15 protein-coding genes are annotated in these 16948 nt (G+C 57.8%); 11 read left to right on the top strand and 4 right to left on the bottom strand.

The features are described 5' to 3' along the window. Position 1 precedes the first annotated feature (1 nt). The 11 genes from atpB (at position 2) to M4951_RS07375 (ending at position 10987) form a co-directional block, all read left to right on the top strand. The gene (atpB, locus tag M4951_RS07425; RefSeq protein ID WP_262025849.1) at positions 2 to 1195 is read left to right on the top strand and encodes a F0F1 ATP synthase subunit A; all 1194 of its coding nucleotides are present in this window, start codon (positions 2 to 4) and stop codon (positions 1193 to 1195) included. A 54-nt stretch (positions 1196 to 1249) separates the two neighbouring features. Continuing rightward, complete coding sequence (atpE, locus tag M4951_RS07420) at positions 1250 to 1546, top strand: ATP synthase F0 subunit C (protein WP_410050422.1); 297 nt, start codon at positions 1250 to 1252, stop codon at positions 1544 to 1546. Positions 1547 to 1617: 71 nt separating this feature from the next. Next, a complete protein-coding gene (locus M4951_RS07415) occupies positions 1618 to 2382 on the top strand; it encodes an ATP synthase F0 subunit B (protein WP_262025848.1) in 765 nt (254 codons plus the stop codon). Between the two features lie 19 nt (positions 2383 to 2401). Continuing rightward, entirely contained in the window at positions 2402 to 3028 is a 627-nt protein-coding gene (atpH, locus tag M4951_RS07410) for an ATP synthase F1 subunit delta (RefSeq protein ID WP_262025847.1), read from the top strand. A 27-nt stretch (positions 3029 to 3055) separates the two neighbouring features. Next, a complete protein-coding gene (atpA, locus tag M4951_RS07405) occupies positions 3056 to 4582 on the top strand; it encodes a F0F1 ATP synthase subunit alpha (RefSeq protein WP_262025846.1) in 1527 nt (508 codons plus the stop codon). Between the two features lie 63 nt (positions 4583 to 4645). Further along, positions 4646 to 5527 carry an ATP synthase F1 subunit gamma gene (gene atpG, locus M4951_RS07400; RefSeq protein WP_262025845.1) on the top strand — a complete coding sequence of 294 codons (882 nt, stop codon included), beginning with the start codon at positions 4646 to 4648 and terminating at the stop codon, positions 5525 to 5527. An 80-nt stretch (positions 5528 to 5607) separates the two neighbouring features. Continuing rightward, a complete protein-coding gene (gene atpD / locus M4951_RS07395; protein ID WP_262025844.1) occupies positions 5608 to 7068 on the top strand; it encodes a F0F1 ATP synthase subunit beta in 1461 nt (486 codons plus the stop codon). A 3-nt stretch (positions 7069 to 7071) separates the two neighbouring features. Further along, entirely contained in the window at positions 7072 to 7464 is a 393-nt protein-coding gene (atpC, locus tag M4951_RS07390; protein ID WP_262025843.1) for an ATP synthase F1 subunit epsilon, read from the top strand. Positions 7465 to 7675: 211 nt separating this feature from the next. Next, a complete protein-coding gene (locus tag M4951_RS07385; protein WP_262025842.1) occupies positions 7676 to 8212 on the top strand; it encodes an FHA domain-containing protein in 537 nt (178 codons plus the stop codon). Further along, positions 8209 to 8442 carry a hypothetical protein gene (locus M4951_RS07380; RefSeq protein ID WP_262025841.1) on the top strand — a complete coding sequence of 78 codons (234 nt, stop codon included), beginning with the start codon at positions 8209 to 8211 and terminating at the stop codon, positions 8440 to 8442. The genes M4951_RS07385 and M4951_RS07380 overlap by 4 nt, the downstream gene beginning before the upstream one ends. A gap of 22 nt (positions 8443 to 8464) precedes the next feature. Further along, positions 8465 to 10987, top strand: a complete 2523-nt coding sequence (locus M4951_RS07375) for a YfhO family protein (RefSeq protein ID WP_262025840.1) — start codon at positions 8465 to 8467, stop codon at positions 10985 to 10987. 483 nt (positions 10988 to 11470) lie between these two features. Here M4951_RS07375 and M4951_RS07370 read toward each other — a convergent pair whose 3' ends face one another. From M4951_RS07370 to hisH, 4 genes are all read right to left on the bottom strand, one after another. Continuing rightward, complete coding sequence (locus tag M4951_RS07370; RefSeq protein WP_262025839.1) at positions 11471 to 12448, bottom strand: serine O-acetyltransferase; 978 nt, start codon at positions 12446 to 12448, stop codon at positions 11471 to 11473. A 335-nt stretch (positions 12449 to 12783) separates the two neighbouring features. Beyond that, a complete protein-coding gene (locus M4951_RS07365; protein WP_262025838.1) occupies positions 12784 to 14886 on the bottom strand; it encodes an elongation factor G in 2103 nt (700 codons plus the stop codon). Positions 14887 to 15057: 171 nt separating this feature from the next. Continuing rightward, a complete protein-coding gene (hisA, locus tag M4951_RS07360) occupies positions 15058 to 15783 on the bottom strand; it encodes a 1-(5-phosphoribosyl)-5-[(5-phosphoribosylamino)methylideneamino]imidazole-4-carboxamide isomerase (RefSeq protein ID WP_262025837.1) in 726 nt (241 codons plus the stop codon). 504 nt (positions 15784 to 16287) lie between these two features. Further along, entirely contained in the window at positions 16288 to 16905 is a 618-nt protein-coding gene (gene hisH / locus M4951_RS07355; protein WP_262025836.1) for an imidazole glycerol phosphate synthase subunit HisH, read from the bottom strand. Between the last annotated feature and the right edge of the window lie 43 nt (positions 16906 to 16948).

The following is a 16948-nucleotide window of genomic DNA, read 5'->3' as shown; positions in this document are numbered from 1 at the left end:
GATGGCATCCGACCCGATCCTGCACATCAAGGACAGCTACTACTTCGAAGTCCCTTCGTGGCTTGCGCCCTCTCATCGCGAGTCGCTGCAGGACTTTCCGGATGTCTGGATTCGTTTGGATCCAGCCTACCAGTTGTGGGAAGCGAACCTTGTTCATGCGAAGCTCACGGAACTGAGCAAAGGAGTTCCCAGCGAATCCGACTTCATCCACAACTGGGAGCATTGGCAACACGAGCCAGGCAACCACGGAAAGCCGGTTCGCCGCTACTTAAAAGAACTCGCCGAAGAAAAAACCAAAGAAGACAAACCGGCGAATCCTTGGGCCGACAGTTGGCCCGAAGCGCAACAGCTGGTCACCGTCGCCGAATATCGCGAGACGGCCAAGCCCTGGTCGCCGAAAAAGATTGAGGGCTACAACGAAGCTCTCTCTGGCAAAATCATTATTCCGCAGCCGTTCGGGCAACTTCGCAACCTCTACCAAAAAGATTCAGGCTTCTGCATCTCACGGTTTATGGTGCTGGAGATGTTTGTTGCGATCGTGATGCTGCTGGTCTTTACCTGGTACGCGTCGCGTCTCAAGAAAAGCGTCGTCCCCAAAGGACGCATCGTTCATTTGCTGGACGCGTTTGTCTGCTATCTGCGCGAACAGGTGATCCGTCCCGGCATTGGGCACGGCGCCGACAAGTTCGTGCCGATCCTGTTGACCATGTTCTTCTTTGTGCTGGGCTGCAACTTGCTGGGGATGATTCCTTGGCTGGGAGCGCCGACCGCGTCGTTCAGCGTGACCTTATCGCTCGCGTTAGCGACCTTGCTGATCGGCATGGGCGCCGGCGCGTTGAAGTTTGGTCCGGTCGGCGTGTGGCTGAACTTGGTTCCGCACATGGATCTGCCGCTGTTGATCGGGATTCCGGTCAAGACCATGCTCTTCGTCATCGAAGTTCTCGGCTTGTTTATTAAACATGGCGTGCTTGGCGTTCGTCTGTTGGCGAACATGGTCGCCGGTCACGTCGTGCTGCTTGGTATTGTCGCGATGGGTGTCGAGATGTCGGGATGGTCGTTGGTCATCGCCGGTCCGATCATCGTCTTCGCGGCGATTCTGTTTAGTTGCCTAGAACTGTTCGTCGCTTTCCTGCAGGCGTACATATTTACATTTTTGTCTTCGTTGTTCATTGGCGCTTCGACGCACCATCACTAAGTCGAACGTCTGCGAATACACCGTTGTTTACCCTTGGTTGAGGAGAACGAGTCCGTGTCCAAAATTGCAAAGCTTTGCTTGTACAGCTTCGCCGCTATCCTGATTTGCGCCGCTCCGGCCATGGCCCAGGAAACTGAAGCCGTGCGTCCGCTGATTGACCTGACGAAGTACTTCGGCGTTGGTCTGACCGTGATCGGCGCCGCTTACGGCATCGGCAAGTTGGCCAGCAGCGCGCTGGAAAGCATGGCCCGTCAGCCGGAAGTCGCCGGTAACATTCAAACCGCGATGATTATCGCCGCCGCGCTCATCGAAGGTTTCACCTTCTTCGCGCTGTTCATTTGCTGGGGCTAAGCTCCTCCTTTCGGTCGAGGCTTACCACCGATTGCCTTCACGATTGGGCCTAAACCATAGGTTTACAAACCATGCGCTCCCCCATTTCCAAACTGTTGCTCGTCGCCGCGATGGCGATCGTCAGCGCGACGTATTGCGCCGCGCAAGAGGAAAAAGAGCCCGCTCCCGTCAAGGGTCCCATTGAAGCGGTCGAAGGTTCGATCAATGAGGGGATCAAGGAGATGGAAGCGGCTGGAGAAAAGGCGGTGCATGACGCCCATGAGGCGGCGGAGCATCACGGCGAGATTGCTGGGGACCACAACCCCAACGATCTGTCGCACAATGACGCCGCTCCCGGCATGGCCAATCCCGAAGAATTGACGCTCGATCTGGCGACGTTCAATTTCTTCATTTTCATCGGGTTGGCCGCATTGCTGACAATCGTGGCTTGGAAGCCGATCGTCGCGGCGCTGGATAGTCGCGAAGCGGCCATGGATGGTAAGCTCGCCGAAGCTCAAAAGATGTTCGCTGCGGCGGAAGCGAAGCTGACCGAGTACAACCAAAAGTTGGCCGACGCTCAGCAGGAAATCCAGAAGTCGCGTGAGCAGATCATGAAAGAAGCGGAGGAAAAGCGGCTCCAGATCTTGGCCGACGCACAAGCGGCCGGCAATGCCGAACGCAAACGGGCCCAGCAAGAGATCGAAGCGGCCAAGACCGCTGCGATCAGCGATTTGACGAAGCAAAGCGTCAACTTGGCGATCGACCTGGCCAGCAAGATCACCCGGCAGCAACTGACGCCGGAAGATCACCAGCACTTGATTAACGACACGCTCGCTCAACTTCCGAGCCAGAACTAACCGGGAAATCGCACGCTCGATGTCCGAGACAAGCCATCATCCACGATTCGATCTCGCCAGCGAACGAGTCGGCACGATTTACGCCAAGGCGCTGTATGGCGCCGCGGACGCCGCCGGTTCGTTGGATGTCGTCGTCGAAGAGCTCGCTTCGCTGGTGCGTGACGTGCTCGACACGCATCCGCAACTTGCGAATGCGGTCGTTTCGCCGCGCATCGCTCATGAGGAGCGACTGCAAATTTTGGACAAGGCCTTCGCCGGGCGGATGAATCCGACGCTGCTGACCTTTTTGAAGGTGCTGTCGGGCCACAATCGGCTCTACTGCCTTCGTGAGATTCAGCGCGCCTTTCATCTGTTGGTGGGCGAAAAGCGGGGACGCGTCGATGTGAAAGTCACGTCGGCTCAACCCTTAAGCGAACAATCGTTCGCGTCGGTGAGCGCTCGCTTGCGAGAAACGCTGGGCAAAGATGTCGAGGTATTAACCTCCGTCAATCCGGCGCTGATCGGCGGGCTGATCGTTCGCGTCGGCGATACGGTGATCGACGGCAGCGTAGCTCATCAATTGGAAAATATTCGTCGTCAAACGCTCAGCGCTGCGGCGCAACAAGCGAAAGACGCTCTAGAGCGGTTTACGACCTCCGAAACATAGACGCCTTCGAAGAACAACGGTAGTTCCATGAAATTTAATGCGGACGAGATCGCCTCGATCATCCAGCAAGAGATCCAACAGTACGAGTCGCAAATCGATGTGCGCGAAGTCGGCACCGTGCTGGAAGTCGGCGACGGCATCGCACGCGTCTACGGCCTCTCCGGAATCATGGCCGGTGAAATGGTCGAATTCCCCGGCGGCGTCAACGGTCTGGCGTTTAACCTCGAAGAAAACAGCGTCGGCGTGATCATCCTCGGCGACTTCCTCTCGATTAAAGAGGGAGACGAGGTCAAGGCGCTCGGCAAACTGCTGTCGGTGCCGGTCGGCGAAGCGGTCTTGGGTCGTGTGGTCGATCCGCTCGGCAATCCGCTTGACGGCATGGGACCGATCCAAACGCCTCACTCGCGTCCGGTGGAATATCTCGCGCCCGGCGTGTCGGAACGTAAGCCGGTGACCGAGCCGATGCAGACCGGCATCAAAGCAATCGATGCGATGACCCCGATCGGCCGCGGACAACGCGAACTGATCATCGGCGACCGCAAGACCGGCAAAACGGCGATCGCTCTCGACGCGATCCTGAACCAAAAAGAGACCGGCGTAAAGTGCTTCTACGTCGCGATCGGTCAGAAAGACTCGTCGGTCGCCGCGGTGGTCGAAATCTTGCGTCAACATGGCGCGATGGATTACACCACCGTCATCGTCGCCGGCGCCAGCGCCCCGGCTCCGCTGCAATATGTGGCGCCCTACTCCGGCACCGCGATGGCCGAGTACTTCATGTTCAACGGCGAACACGCGTTGATCGTTTATGACGACTTGTCGAAGCAAGCGGTCGCCTATCGCGAACTGTCGCTGCTGATGCGTCGTCCGCCGGGTCGCGAAGCCTACCCCGGCGACGTGTTTTACTGCCACAGCCGCTTGTTAGAACGCTCGTCGAAACTGAGCGATGCGTTGGGCGCCGGTTCGCTCACTTCGCTGCCGATCATCGAAACGCTCGAAGGCGAAGTTTCGGCCTACATTCCGACCAACGTGATTTCGATCACCGACGGCCAGATTTATCTGCAGCCTGACTTGTTCTTCGCCGGCCAACGTCCGGCCATGAACGCCGGTATTTCGGTGTCGCGCGTCGGTGGTAACGCTCAGATCAAAGCGATGAAAAAGGTCGCCGGCGGTTTGCGTCTCGACCTGGCGTCGTTCCGCGAATTGGAAGCGTTCGCGCAACTCGGCACCGAATTGGATCCGGCGACTCAGGCACGTCTCGATCGCGGTTACCGCATGGTCGAACTACTGAAGCAGGGTCAATACCAGCCGATGAACGTGATCGACCAGGTCTTCAGCATTTATGCCGGCACCCGGGGTCACTTGGACGAAATCCCGCGTGTCGACGTCCTCCGCTGGGAGCGCGAATACCTGGACTTTATCCACGCCAAACATAGCGATCTCTGGGACAAGCTTTCGGAAGCGAAAGACCTGACCTCCGAGATCGGTGAGGGGATGGAAAGTGCGATCGCCAGCTTCCAATCGACCTTCGTGCCGACCAAGCAGGAAGAGTTTTAAGCCGCGATTCCTCTCCGTTTGGGGTCTTTTCCCGCCGCAGCCTGCTGACGAAAAAAATGCGATATGGCTAACCCACGAGCACTCGATAAACGCCGCAAGTCGGTCCGCAACATTCGCAAGATTACGCGGACGATGGAACTGATCGCGACTGCGCGATACAAGCAGGCGATGGATCGTGCTGCGGCGGCGACCGCCTATACCGATCGCATCACGCAGATCGTGAAAGACCTGACCGCATCCAGCTTGGACTTCACCCATCCGTTGCTTGAAGAGCATGACTCCAAAGAGAACGCGACGCTGTTGGTGCTGACCTCCAACCGCGGTCTGTGCGGCGGTTACAACGGCGGCCTTTGCCGAGCGACCTTCCCGCATGTCGTCGACTTGAAAAAAGAATATGGCAAGCTGAGCCTGGAGATCGCCGGCAAGAAGGGGATCGGCCTCTTCCGCTCGCAGCGCAAGCTGGAAGCAGATGAGACCTTCACCCACTTTGAAGACAAGCCGCGCTACGACGAAGTCGAAGTGATCGCCAACCGATACTTGACGCAGTACGTCGCCGGTAAGCTGGATCGCTTGGACGTCTCCTATACGAAGTTCGTCTCCAGCAGCAAACAGGTCCCGGTGATCGAGACTTTGCTGCCGCTGGGATCGCTCGAGGGAGCCGGCGAAGAAGAAGCTTCGGCGGAGTCGATGTACGAATTTTTCCCGTCAGCCCAAAGCATTTTGGAAGAGGTCGTTCCGACCAGTTTCAAAGTGAAGTTGTTCAAGTGCTTCCTCGACGCCGCGGTCAGCGAACAAATCGCGCGCATGGTGGCGATGAAGTCGGCTACCGAAAACGCGTCGGACTTGATCAAGCAACTGTCACGGGAATACAACCGCGCCCGCCAGGGACGGATTACCAACGAGATCATGGAAATCATCGGCGGCGTCGAAGCGCTCAACAACTAAGCTGCTTTCCAGCAACTGCGTTGTCGCGTGCGTGACGTCGTGAGAACCACAACCGTAATTCAAAAGCAAAAGACAGCGATATGGCGACTGCAATCGAACCGGGTCAAAATGTCGGCCGCGTTACCCAGGTGATCGGCTCTACGTTCGACGCTGAATTCCCCGAATCGAGCCTGCCGGCGATTTACAACGCCGTAAAGATCTCCAGCGAACACAAAGGGGTCAACCTGAACCTGACTGGCGAAGTGCAACAGCACCTCGGCGGCGGTCGCGTTCGTTGCGTCGCGCTCGGCAGCACCGAAGGCATGATGCGTGGACAAGCTTGCGTCGATCTGGGCAAACCAGTCTCGGTTCCGGTCGGCAAAGCGACTCTCGGGCGCGTCTTCAACGTGCTGGGCGAAACGATCGATGGTCGCGGACCGATCGAAGCGGACGACATCTTGCCGATTCACCGCAGCGCTCCGCCGGTATCGGAACTGTCGACCAACACCGAAGTGTTTGAAACCGGCATCAAGGTGATCGACCTGCTCACGCCGTTCGTTCGCGGTGGTAAAGCAGGTCTCTTCGGTGGTGCTGGTCTCGGTAAAACTGTTATTTTGACCGAGCTGATCGCTCGTATTGCGTCGGCTCACGGCGGTTACTCGGTATTCGCCGGCGTGGGTGAACGAACCCGCGAAGGGACCGACCTGTGGCTTGAAATGCAGGATACTGAAATCGGTCAAACCGGCCGCAAGGTGATCGAACAAACCTGCATGGTGTTCGGCCAGATGAACGAACCGCCGGGCGCTCGCCTTCGCGTCGCGTTGTCAGCTTTGACGATGGCCGAATATTTCCGGGACGCGACCGGCGCCGACACGCTGCTCTTTATCGACAACATTTTCCGCTTCTCACAAGCGGGCTCGGAAGTGTCGGCTCTCTTGGGTCGGATGCCTTCGGCGGTCGGTTACCAACCGACCTTGGCGACCGAAATGGGCGGTTTGCAGGAACGTATCGCGTCGACCAAATCGGGCGCCATCACGTCGGTGCAAGCCGTTTACGTGCCGGCGGACGATCCGACCGATCCGGCGCCGGCCACGGCGTTCGGTCAGCTCGACGCGTTCATTTACCTCGAACGTTCGATTTCGGAAAAGGGGATTTACCCGGCGGTCGATCCATTGGCTTCTTCCAGCCGGATTCTCGATCCGCAGTACGTGGGGGCTCGCCACTATGCGATTGCTCGCCGCGTGCAGACCACGCTTCAACGTTATCGCGAACTGCAAGATATTATCGCGATTCTCGGCGTCGACGAATTGAGCGAATCGGACAAATTGATCGTCCATCGCGCTCGTCGGATCGAACGCTTCTTGTCGCAACCGTTCCTCGTGGCCGAAGTCTTCACCGGTAAAGCGGGCGAAATCACTCCGCTGGCCGACACGATCCGCAGCTTTGAAGAAATCTGCGACGGCAAATGGGATCACCTGCCGGAAGCCGCCTTCATGTACGTCGGCCCGATCGAACAAGCCGAAGAGCAGGCCAAAGAAATGGCCAAGAAGGGAAAGAAGTAACCGATGGCGCAGCTCAAATGCATCGTCGTCACGCCCGAACAGACGGCGCTCGAAACGACCGCCGACTTCGTCGCGTTACCGCTTTTCGACGGCGAAATCGGCATTGCGCCTTCGCATAGCCCGATGATTGGTCGTCTGGGCTACGGCGAAATGCGCATCGTCAGCGGCGGCACGACAACCCGTTACTATGTAGACGGCGGATTTGTCCAAGTCGCCAACAACGAGGTCAACGTCCTGACCGGCAAAGCAGTCCCCGCCGTAGAAGTCTCGAAAGTGGACGCCGAGCAGCAACTTCAAGACGCGATGAAACAGCCGACGTCGACTGACGAACTGCTGGCGATCCGCGATCGCATGGTCGATCAAGCGCGAGCGCAAATCCGCGTTTCACAAAACTAGCACTTTCTGCTAGCAACTTGCCCCCGCAAAGTCTCTTTAAATTCACCAACCGGTCGTGGAAGATTGCGCCCGTTGGGAAGATTCGCGTCTGCGCGAATTCTCGGTAATTTGCGGCCTACTCCTTGTCCGATCAAGTTGTTAGATAGCCAGTCGACCGTCACCCCGCTTGGCGATTCCGATTGGCTAACACGTTGAGATGATCGGACGCATTATGACTGCGAAATACGAACTTCACGCCGCCCACGCGTTGCAAGGCGCCCATCGTCGCCCTGCGCGCCTCCAGGCGGAGCTATTGATTCGTCGAGGCCGCGCTGAGAAGCCGAGTCGCCCTATCACCCCGCCTCTGTTTTTGATCGGCTCCGGCAACGATTGCGACTTGGTGCTGGGAGACCCGCAATTTCCCGACTCGTACGCCTACATCTACCATCGCGGCTCACAATTGACGCTGCGTTGGTTTGGCGAAGGGCCCGAGTTAACCGTCAATGGAGAACCGTTCACCGACGGCAAGCTTGCCGACGGGGATCGGGTTCGCTGCGGTCCCTACGAATTTCAGCTTGCCGTCACCAGCGGCGGCGGAGCGAAAGAGAATCGCCGCACGTTGCAACAGATCATCGGCAACGCCAAAGCAACCGAAGAGACGGCACGTGAAGCGGTCGAAAACCTGATCAGCCAGGTGAAGCAAAACCTGTTTGGCGATCAATTTGTCGAAGAAGTTATTTCGTCCCACTGGAGACGCGCTACCGCATGAAACCCCGTATCGCTGGAGAGCAACGATTCGAGTCGTCTGTCGCCGCCGAGCGAAATTTCGCCGGTTGGATTGACGTCGATCGACCGTTCGCAACGCCAGGAGTTCGCACCTCCGACTTTCAAGGCGGAGCGCAGTCAAAATCGACGACCGGAAGCGTGGTCATTTCCGCACGCGTGGATCTGCTGCGCAATCAATTGCGGGAAGAGTACGCCCGACTACTTGTCGTCTAACTCTGCATGCTAAACTAGCGGCATGTCCAGTCGCGCTCGCCGCTTCCGTCTTGCCCTGTTGCCGCTGTTGCCGCTGGCGGCCTTGCTGATGCTGTTTTTTGGCCCGGCGGTCATCGGCGACGAAAGCTTTCTCTTTCGCGACGCCGCTCATTTCTACTATCCCCTGTTTGCCTACATCCAATCGGTCTGGGGCGAAGGTCAGCTTCCCCTTTGGAATCCGTACGACGGCGTCGGCATGCCGCTGTTGGCCGAACCGTCGGCCAGCGTGTTCTATCCCGGCAAGTTGCTGTTTGCGTTTCCGCTTTCGTTCGCATCGGCGCTGCGGTGGTATGTCATCCTACACTTTGCGCTCGCTTATCTGACAACTTACAACTGCACGCGGCGATCGGGAGTTTCTCGATCTGGCGCCGTTTTGGCCGCGATCACCTATAGCTTTGGCGGATACGTCGTTGCGACCCACGCCAATGTGATCTTTTTGGTGGGCGCGGCTTGGGCGCCGTTGGCGCTGTACTGTGGTATTCGCATCGCGCGGGAAGAACATAAGCCGACCGCCCCGCCGCTGTTGGCGTTGAGCCTGGCGATGATGATCCTGGGGGGCGATCCCCAGGCAGCTTTTCATCTGGCGCTGATCGCCGGCGTTTTTTTTGTCTGCGTGCATGCTCGACTACTCCGCACTCCCCTCTCTTTCCTACAGCGCGGTAAAGGACTCGCCGCCGCGATCACATTGGCGGCAGCGGTCTCGTCCGTGCAAATCTTGCCGACGCTGCAGTGGTCGGCCCGCAGTCGACGAGCGCTCGTTGATCAGCCGCGCACGGTTTACGATTACGCACGTCAAACGCTCACGCGCGATGACGCATCGGCGGAAGTCCTGCTGGGAAACGTCGCCCAGGGGACGCACGAGCGTGAATCGTATCAGTTCAGCTTCGGCCCTTGGCGCTGGCCCGAACTTGTCTGGCCTAATTTCAGCGGCCGCATGTACCCCGAGAATCATCGTTGGGCTGACGCGATCCCGGCCGAAGGTCGCGTCTGGGCGCCATCACTTTATATCGGCGGCGCATCCTTGGCGTTGGCCCTGATCGGCGCGTGGAGTTATCGTCGTCATTCGATCGGAAAACTGTTGATTGCGCTCTCGGCCATCGGCGTCATCGGTTCGCTCGGCTGGTACGGGCTGGGCTGGCTACTCATCGAAATCGGCCATGACACCGGGCTCTGGCGGCAGAAAAACCTGAGCGTGGGCGAGCCCTTTGGCGGGCTCTATTGGTTATTCAACGTGCTGATCCCCGGCTACGCGTCGTTCCGCTACCCGGCCAAGCTGTGGTTGTTAGCGTCGCTCGCCGGAAGTTGGCTGGTTGGATTTGGCTTCGACGCCGAGAGAGAACGCAAGTTTCGCTGGCTTACACGTTTGATGCTTTTCATGGTGGCAATTTCGGGATTGGCCGTCGTTAGCGTCACAGTTTGGAAAAGTTCGCTCATCGCCGCGCTTCCAGACACGCCGGCCAATCTGCTGCTCGGTCCGTTGGACAAGCAAGCGGCGATTACTGACATGCAGCTAGGCATGCTGCAGGCAGTTGGCGCCGCGATGGGCGTGTTGAGCGTCTTGTTGGTTTCGCGGCGTCGGCAGTCGCTGGTCGGCCCGTTGTTCGTCATGATTGTCGTGCTCGATCTCTATGCGGGCTTGGGGTGGACGGTGCAATCGGCGCCGACGCTGATGTGGCGGTTTACTCACTACGGCGATTTAGAGTATGCGTCGTCGCGGTGGTATCGCACGTTGTCGGCGAATGATTACCCCCAAGATTTCGCCGCAAAAACATCTCCAGATCGGCAGCGAGAAGGACTTGTTTGGGATCGCATAACATTGTTCCCTCGGTACCACTTGCTCGAAAAAGTGGGATCGATCGCACCCTCGAACAGTCTTGCTCCGGCCGACTATTGGATCTTGTTGAACGAAATGACCAAGGAGTTGGGCGCCAGAGAGACCGCCAACAGGCTCTCCGCGGCCGGCTTGATCTCCGCTGACACGCACCAATTTTTAGCCACCAGAGTCACGCCGAGGGCCTGGATCGCCGATAGCTATCGCCGCTATCCGATCAATGATCTGCGTTCAAGAGAATCATGGCGCGAAGCGGCGCAGATGGTGATTCATCGCGCGGACCAGCAAGCGATTGTTCACAACGAGCATTCCCCCGCCCACTTCTGCGGACCGCCGCGAGCAGAGATCGTCGATCAAGTCGATTACCAGCGGATGAGTAATGATGAAATCCGACTGAATGTCGCTTTGTCAAAGCCGTCGTACGTCCTTGTGCAGGAATATTACGATCCCGCCTGGCTGGTCGAAATAGAATCGATAGATGGCTCGAAGATCACCACGCCAACCGAACGAGCGAACGTGATCTTTCAGGCAGTCGCGCTGCCGGCCGGCATGCACCGCGTGACGCTGCGATATATGCCGACGGCGTTCTACTGGGGAGCGGCGATTTCGATCGTCAGTGGGCTGTTGCTGATTTGCTGGGGCGTGATTGCCTGGCGTCGTCAGGCCAAGGCCTGACCTACAATTCTTCTCTTCGTAGCCCGAAGCGCAAGTTTTGAAGTTGCGCTATTTGGCCGAACGAATTCGGGTTGGCCCGGATAGCTCCGCTATCGGGGCCGACGAAGTCGGTAAGAGGCAGCGAGCCGTGGTCGGACCTGACAGCGGTGGTCGCCGCGCCGTTTGAAATGGCGAAATGGCCTCGAACTGCTTACCAGGAACCAATGTCTCTTACGGCTGCGCCGCCCCGATAGCGGAGCTATCGCGGCCAACCGGGGAATTGCGATCAAACAGGGTCCGAATCTGTCGAAAATCGTCACACTAGCCCGCCAGCGCCAGCGAGGGAATAGAGTTGGCGATCCTAACACGGATTGAAGTGGCGAACCGTATTCCCTCGCTGGCGCAGGGGGCTACGAAGAGTAGTTGTAGGACTGCCGGAATCGCAGGAGAATCCATTCGGCAGGCACGGCCTTCCCTACGCTATTGTGACCGAAAACGTCGCTCTTAGATTTGGAAGTTGACTTCTTCCGAGATTTCTTCCGGCGGCGTTTCGCTGCGCAGGCGGAGTCGCGGTTTTTCTAGCAACACGGTCGTGTGCGGATCGACGCTGCGAGTCAGCCAGACGCTGGATGCGATGACCGAGTTGTGACCGACGGTCGTTCGACCTCCCAGGACCGTGGCGTTAGCGTAGATCACCACATGATCTTCGATCGTGGGATGCCGCTTCATGCCGCGGACCAGGTTGCCGTCCGAGTCCGTATCAAACGATAACGCGCCGAGGGTCACTCCTTGATACAGTTTGACATGCTCGCCGATCTCGCAGGTCTGCCCAATCACGACGCCGGTGCCGTGATCGATAAAGAAGTAATTGCCGATCGTCGCGCCTGGGTGGATGTCGATGCCGGTTTGCTTGTGGGCCCACTCGGTCATCATGCGGGGAATGAACGGCACGCCCAGGGTGTAAAGCTCATGCGCGATGCGAAAGACCGAAACCGCTTCGAGGCCGGGATAGCAGAAGATCACTTCGTCTAAACTGCGGCAAGCGGGGTCGCCGTCGTAGGCGGCCTGCACGTCGGTCGAGAGTTGATCGCGCAGCTTCGGCAGACGATTGAGAAACTCAATCGCCATCGCCTGACCTTTCGCTTCGTAGTCGGTCTTCTCGTCGGGGTCGCATTCGCCCCGCTCGCGTTTCAGACGTTCGTCATGCTGTAAGGCGCGAGCAATTTGCGTCGTCAACTTGTCATGCAGACCGTCGATGATATCGCCCACATGATAGGTGATGTTCCCCATGTGCAGGCCTTCGCGACGACGATAGCCGGGGTAGATGATTTCCTTCAGGTCTTCCAGCGCCGAGATGATGATCTCGTAGTTCGGCAACGGGCAATGACCAAGATGGTTGATCGTACCGATCTGCTTGTAAGTCGCAACGATACGGTCGGTCAGTGAAGGAAGGTCTTCTTTCAGTTTAGCGTCGGAAGCCATGGCTGCGTTTCCTGTGTCGGCGAGAGAGCGTTGTGGGCGAGACGAGCGCGGCCGAGAACATCTCGGACGTCTGGGCGTTTAGCTCAAACAACAACAGCGACAACAGAAACGATGCGACGCGGGGCACATGATGACGTACCAATTTGGGAAAAACGGAGCAAGTATGCCGACCAGGCAATTTGATTTATCTTACGCCTCGCCGCCGTGGAAGACAAAGGGGCGCATTTTTCTTCGTCTTTCTACGTAAGCGAAGTTTAACCTGTTTTGCTACGTTCAGCCGCCGGGACTGTCATTGCCGGCGGCTGTTGGGTTGGTTAACAGTCGGTGAAAATCGGCTACGAATCGTCTTCTTCGACTTGGCCCGACTGCCGCAGGATCGTCTCTTGCAGGTTGGGCGGAGCGGCGTCGTAATGGCTAAATCGCATGTTGTACGATCCTTGCCCGCCGGTCATGCTCGAAAGCGTGCGCGCGTACGACATCACCTCCGACAGCGGCGCGACCGCGCTAACCGTTTGATAGCCAGGGCTTGCGTTTTGGGCGCCCATCACCTGACCGCGGCGGGTTGATAGGTCGCTGTACACGTCTCCCATGTTCGATTCGGGAACGGTAATCTCCAGGTCCGCCATCGGCTCGAGCAAGACCGGATGCGCCAGCTTGAAGACATCTCGCAACACCTTCGATCCGGCGATTTTGAACGCCGTTTCCGAACTGTCGACCGGATGAAACTTGCCAAAGTAAACTTCGACGCCGACGTTTTGAATCTGGCAGCCGGCCAAGACTCCTTGGTTCAGCCGTTCTAGAAATCCTTTTTCGATCGCCGGCATAAAGTTACCTGGGATCGCTCCTCCCACGACCGAATCAATCCACAGGAAGTTGAAGTCCGAGTGATAGTGCCGGCGCTTCATATGGGGAAAACGAGACTTCGTGGCGAACTGCTCTACATCGGTTCCACGCGGCAGCGGAAACATGCGGATATGCACTTCGGCAAATTGCCCGCGGCCGCCGGTCTGTTTTTTGTGCCGATACGAACCTTCCGCTTCGCGCATGATCGTTTCGCGATAGGGAATCTTCGGCTCGTGCGTTTCGATCTCCACATGATCGCGCCGCGCGAGTCGCTCTTGCAGCAGGCAAAGATGCAAATCGCTCATCCCGCGCAGCACCACTTCGTGCGTTTGCGGATCATGCTCGACACGGACCGTTTGATCTTCTTCGACCAGCTTGTGCAACGCCGCCGCCAGTTTCGCCTCGTCGTTGCGACTCTTCGGGCGAATCGCGACGCCGACCATCGGTTCGGGGAAATTGATATCCGGCAGTTTCAGGTCTCCTTCATTGACGCCGGTATGCAAGTCTTCGATCTTGGCGACGGCGACGATATCGCCGGGTTGCGCTTCATCGACCGGACGTAGCTCGGAGCCCTGCACTTCCAGCAACTGGCCAAGCTTCACTCCTTTACGACTGCCGTTGTTCAAGTGAATCGTGTCGTCTTTGTGCAGCGTGCCGTTGTAGACCCGGATGTACGACAGCTTTTGTACAAAGGGATCGATCCGCGTTTGGAAAACCTGCGCCGCCAAAGGTCCGCTGGGATCGCCGGTTAGTTCGATCGGCTCTCCATCGGGCCCCAAGGCGCTGCGATGCATCAGCGACGGAGGAACCGAGCAAACGACCATCGCGTCAAGCAGTTCGGCGAATCCGACCCCGGTCTTGATTGAACAACTGACGATCGGAACCAAGACGCCGGCGGCGACGGCGCGAGGAATCAAATCGGCCAATTCGCCCCGACTGGGGACTTGGCCGTCAAAGTAACGCTCCATCCAGGTTTCGTCCGCTTCGATCGCCGCTTCGACCAGCGGTTCTCGATAAGAGCGAGGATCGACCAAGGCGCCGCTTGTTTCGGCCCCGTCATCCATTACGCCGACGACGCGATCGAAGTGCCCATCCTTAGCGCAGGGAACGTTGAAGGGGATACACTGCGAACCAAACGTTTGACGAATCGAATCGAGCAAGGACGGATAGTCGACGTTATCGATGTCCATTTTGTTAACGACGATGATTCGTCCCAGCCCGGCACGCTCGGCTTCGGCAAAGACGCGACGCGTGTTGACGGCGATGCCGGCATGCGCGTCAATCACAATCACGGCCGTGTCGGCGCCGCGGATGGCCGAGATGGTTTGCCCGATAAAGTCGGGATAGCCGGGAGCGTCGATGCAGTTAAAACGAACCCCGCGATGGCGGAAGTGAGCAAGCGCCGCTTCGACCGAATAGTGGTGCAGCTTTTCTTCAGGTTCAAAGTCGGTGACGCTGGTGCCGTCATCGACACTATGGCGGCCTTCGACTTCGTGAGTCGTTTCGAGAATGCGGTCAATCAGGCTCGTTTTGCCAGACGAACCATGACCGCACAACACAATATCGCGAACGCTTGCCTCAAGACGGGTAGACATACCAAGACTCCTTCGACGGGGGTGGAGGACTTGGCGAGTCGCCGATCGCCCGGTGCGGTCAAAAACTCGCCACGGTCGGCCCGGGAATGCTGCGTCTAGCGGAAGGCGGCGGTTGAGTTGCTCCTTGGTTTACGTCGCTTGTGAAAAAAGGGGTGACGTAACTTTCCTGGGCTATAAAAGGGCTGCTCGAGCTGCATCTACCGCAGCTGAGACAGTCATTTTTCCTTCGTAAAGCGTTCGTCCAACGATCGCGCCATCCAAGCCGGCGGTCGCCAATTGGGCGACATCGTCTACCGTGGTCACGCCGCCAGAGGCGATCACCGGAAAGCGAATCGACGCTTTCATTTCGGCCATCGCCGCGACGTTCGGACCGGCCATCATGCCGTCGGTCGCGATGTCGGTATAAATGACTGCCGCAATCGGCAGGTGTTCGTATTTTTGGGCCAGTGCGATCGCGGACATGTTGCTCGTTTCGAGCCAACCATCGGTCGCCGCCAGACCGTTGCGCGCATCAATCCCGAGCGCCAATTTACCAGGATAACGCAGACACATCTCTTCAAACCACTCAGGCTGACTGACCGCTTTGCTGCCGATCACCAAGCGGGCCATGCCCAGATCGAGCAACGTTTGGATCGTTTCTTCGTCGCGGATTCCCCCTCCCAGCTCGCACGGAATTTGGACCGCTTTTAAGATTTCGGCGATCGCCGTGCGATTGCTGACCTGGCCTTCTTTGGCGCCGTCGAGATCGACCAGATGGAGACATTCGGCCCCTTGATCGGACCAACGTTGGGCCATCTCGGCTGGGTCTTCGCCAAACACCGTTTCTCGGTTGTAGTCGCCTTGTTGTAGGCGAACGCATTTTCCGCCGCGAAGATCAATGGCGGGCCAAATCTGCATATCGTCGGTGCTTTCTATATCAAGCTATGTGAATAAATCGGCGCGAATCCGCGTTTTGAAGTTGCGCTTTTCAGCAAGCTGAAAAAATAGTCGCCTGTCGCTTCGGCTTCTCCCGCAAAATCAGCCGCACGGCGTTAGCCGCGGTTTTTGTCTCCAATTTTCGGTCGACAATCGGTTCCTGTCAGAAACCGCGGCTAACGCCGTGCGGCTGATGTCGATACGGTTCTTGATTCGAGTTCGCTTGATCGTGAATTGCAAATAGCGATAGTGAGGGATAATCGCTCGGCCATTCTGATACGATTCGAAGTAGACAAATGGATTTCCCTCGCTCGCGCTTCGGGCTACGAAAAATTCTAGGCGCCGGCGATTTCAAAAAACGTAACTTCCCCAAATCCCCGTAGGGCGTCGCTATCTAAAATATCTCACACAAAGGGCGGAGCGACAAGTATTTGCCCCCTAGCGATGCGCCAAAGTCACCGTTGATGGCGCCAGGCAAGCGCCCTTTTAGGCCGACGGATTCCACTCGGCGAAGTTCTTCAAGACCTGCAATCCGCTGGCCTGGCTCTTCTCGGGATGGAACTGGGTTGCGACCAGATTGTCGCGCCAGATCGCCGCACAAAACGGTTTGTCATAGGTCGCTTCGATCGCGACAACCGCTTCGTCGGTCGGGACGACATAGTACGAGTGGACAAAATAGAAGTGGGTCTGTTCTTCGATCCCGGCAAAGATCGGCGGCTTGTGGCGAAACGTCACCTGGTTCCAGCCCATATGGGGGACCTTTAGCTCGCGTGGAACTTGAAACCGCACCACTTTGCCCGGCACGATTCCGAGTCCTTCGTGCTCGCCCCCTTCGTAACCGACGTCAAACAGCATTTGCAGCCCAAGACAGATCCCCAGCAGCGGCTTGCCTGCGGCAAGGTGATCCTGGATGGGACCGACCAAATCGCGGCGGCGGATCTCGGCGATCGCATCTTCAAACGCGCCGACGCCCGGCAGAATCAGATGATCGGCCTGCGCGATTTCGTGGGCGTCGCTGCTGATGACCGCCTGGTGACCTACCTTTTCGATTGCTTTCTGCACGCTTCGCAGGTTGCCCATCTGGTAGTCAATAATCGTGATCATCGCGGCTCGCTATTGGATACGCCTTCAACGGACTGGCCCCGCC

The organism is Blastopirellula sp. J2-11 (assembly GCF_024584705.1).
GTDB lineage: Bacteria > Planctomycetota > Planctomycetia > Pirellulales > Pirellulaceae > Blastopirellula.
Note: the sequence above shows the minus strand (reverse complement) of the source record. Positions and strands in the feature narration are given on the sequence as shown.

What these genes read in the sequence shown, in the direction of transcription:
- atpB (WP_262025849.1), top strand. Translation starts at nt 2, where the DNA reads ATGGCATCCGACCCGATCCTGCACATCAAGGACAGCTACTACTTCGAA.
- M4951_RS07415 (WP_262025848.1), top strand. Translation starts at nt 1,618, where the DNA reads ATGCGCTCCCCCATTTCCAAACTGTTGCTCGTCGCCGCGATGGCGATC.
- atpH (WP_262025847.1), top strand. Translation starts at nt 2,402, where the DNA reads ATGTCCGAGACAAGCCATCATCCACGATTCGATCTCGCCAGCGAACGA.
- atpA (WP_262025846.1), top strand. Translation starts at nt 3,056, where the DNA reads ATGAAATTTAATGCGGACGAGATCGCCTCGATCATCCAGCAAGAGATC.
- atpG (WP_262025845.1), top strand. Translation starts at nt 4,646, where the DNA reads ATGGCTAACCCACGAGCACTCGATAAACGCCGCAAGTCGGTCCGCAAC.
- atpD (WP_262025844.1), top strand. Translation starts at nt 5,608, where the DNA reads ATGGCGACTGCAATCGAACCGGGTCAAAATGTCGGCCGCGTTACCCAG.
- atpC (WP_262025843.1), top strand. Translation starts at nt 7,072, where the DNA reads ATGGCGCAGCTCAAATGCATCGTCGTCACGCCCGAACAGACGGCGCTC.
- M4951_RS07385 (WP_262025842.1), top strand. Translation starts at nt 7,676, where the DNA reads ATGACTGCGAAATACGAACTTCACGCCGCCCACGCGTTGCAAGGCGCC.
- M4951_RS07380 (WP_262025841.1), top strand. Translation starts at nt 8,209, where the DNA reads ATGAAACCCCGTATCGCTGGAGAGCAACGATTCGAGTCGTCTGTCGCC.
- M4951_RS07375 (WP_262025840.1), top strand. Translation starts at nt 8,465, where the DNA reads ATGTCCAGTCGCGCTCGCCGCTTCCGTCTTGCCCTGTTGCCGCTGTTG.
- M4951_RS07370 (WP_262025839.1), bottom strand. Translation starts at nt 12,448, where the DNA reads ATGGCTTCCGACGCTAAACTGAAAGAAGACCTTCCTTCACTGACCGAC.
- M4951_RS07365 (WP_262025838.1), bottom strand. Translation starts at nt 14,886, where the DNA reads ATGTCTACCCGTCTTGAGGCAAGCGTTCGCGATATTGTGTTGTGCGGT.
- hisA (WP_262025837.1), bottom strand. Translation starts at nt 15,783, where the DNA reads ATGCAGATTTGGCCCGCCATTGATCTTCGCGGCGGAAAATGCGTTCGC.
- hisH (WP_262025836.1), bottom strand. Translation starts at nt 16,905, where the DNA reads ATGATCACGATTATTGACTACCAGATGGGCAACCTGCGAAGCGTGCAG.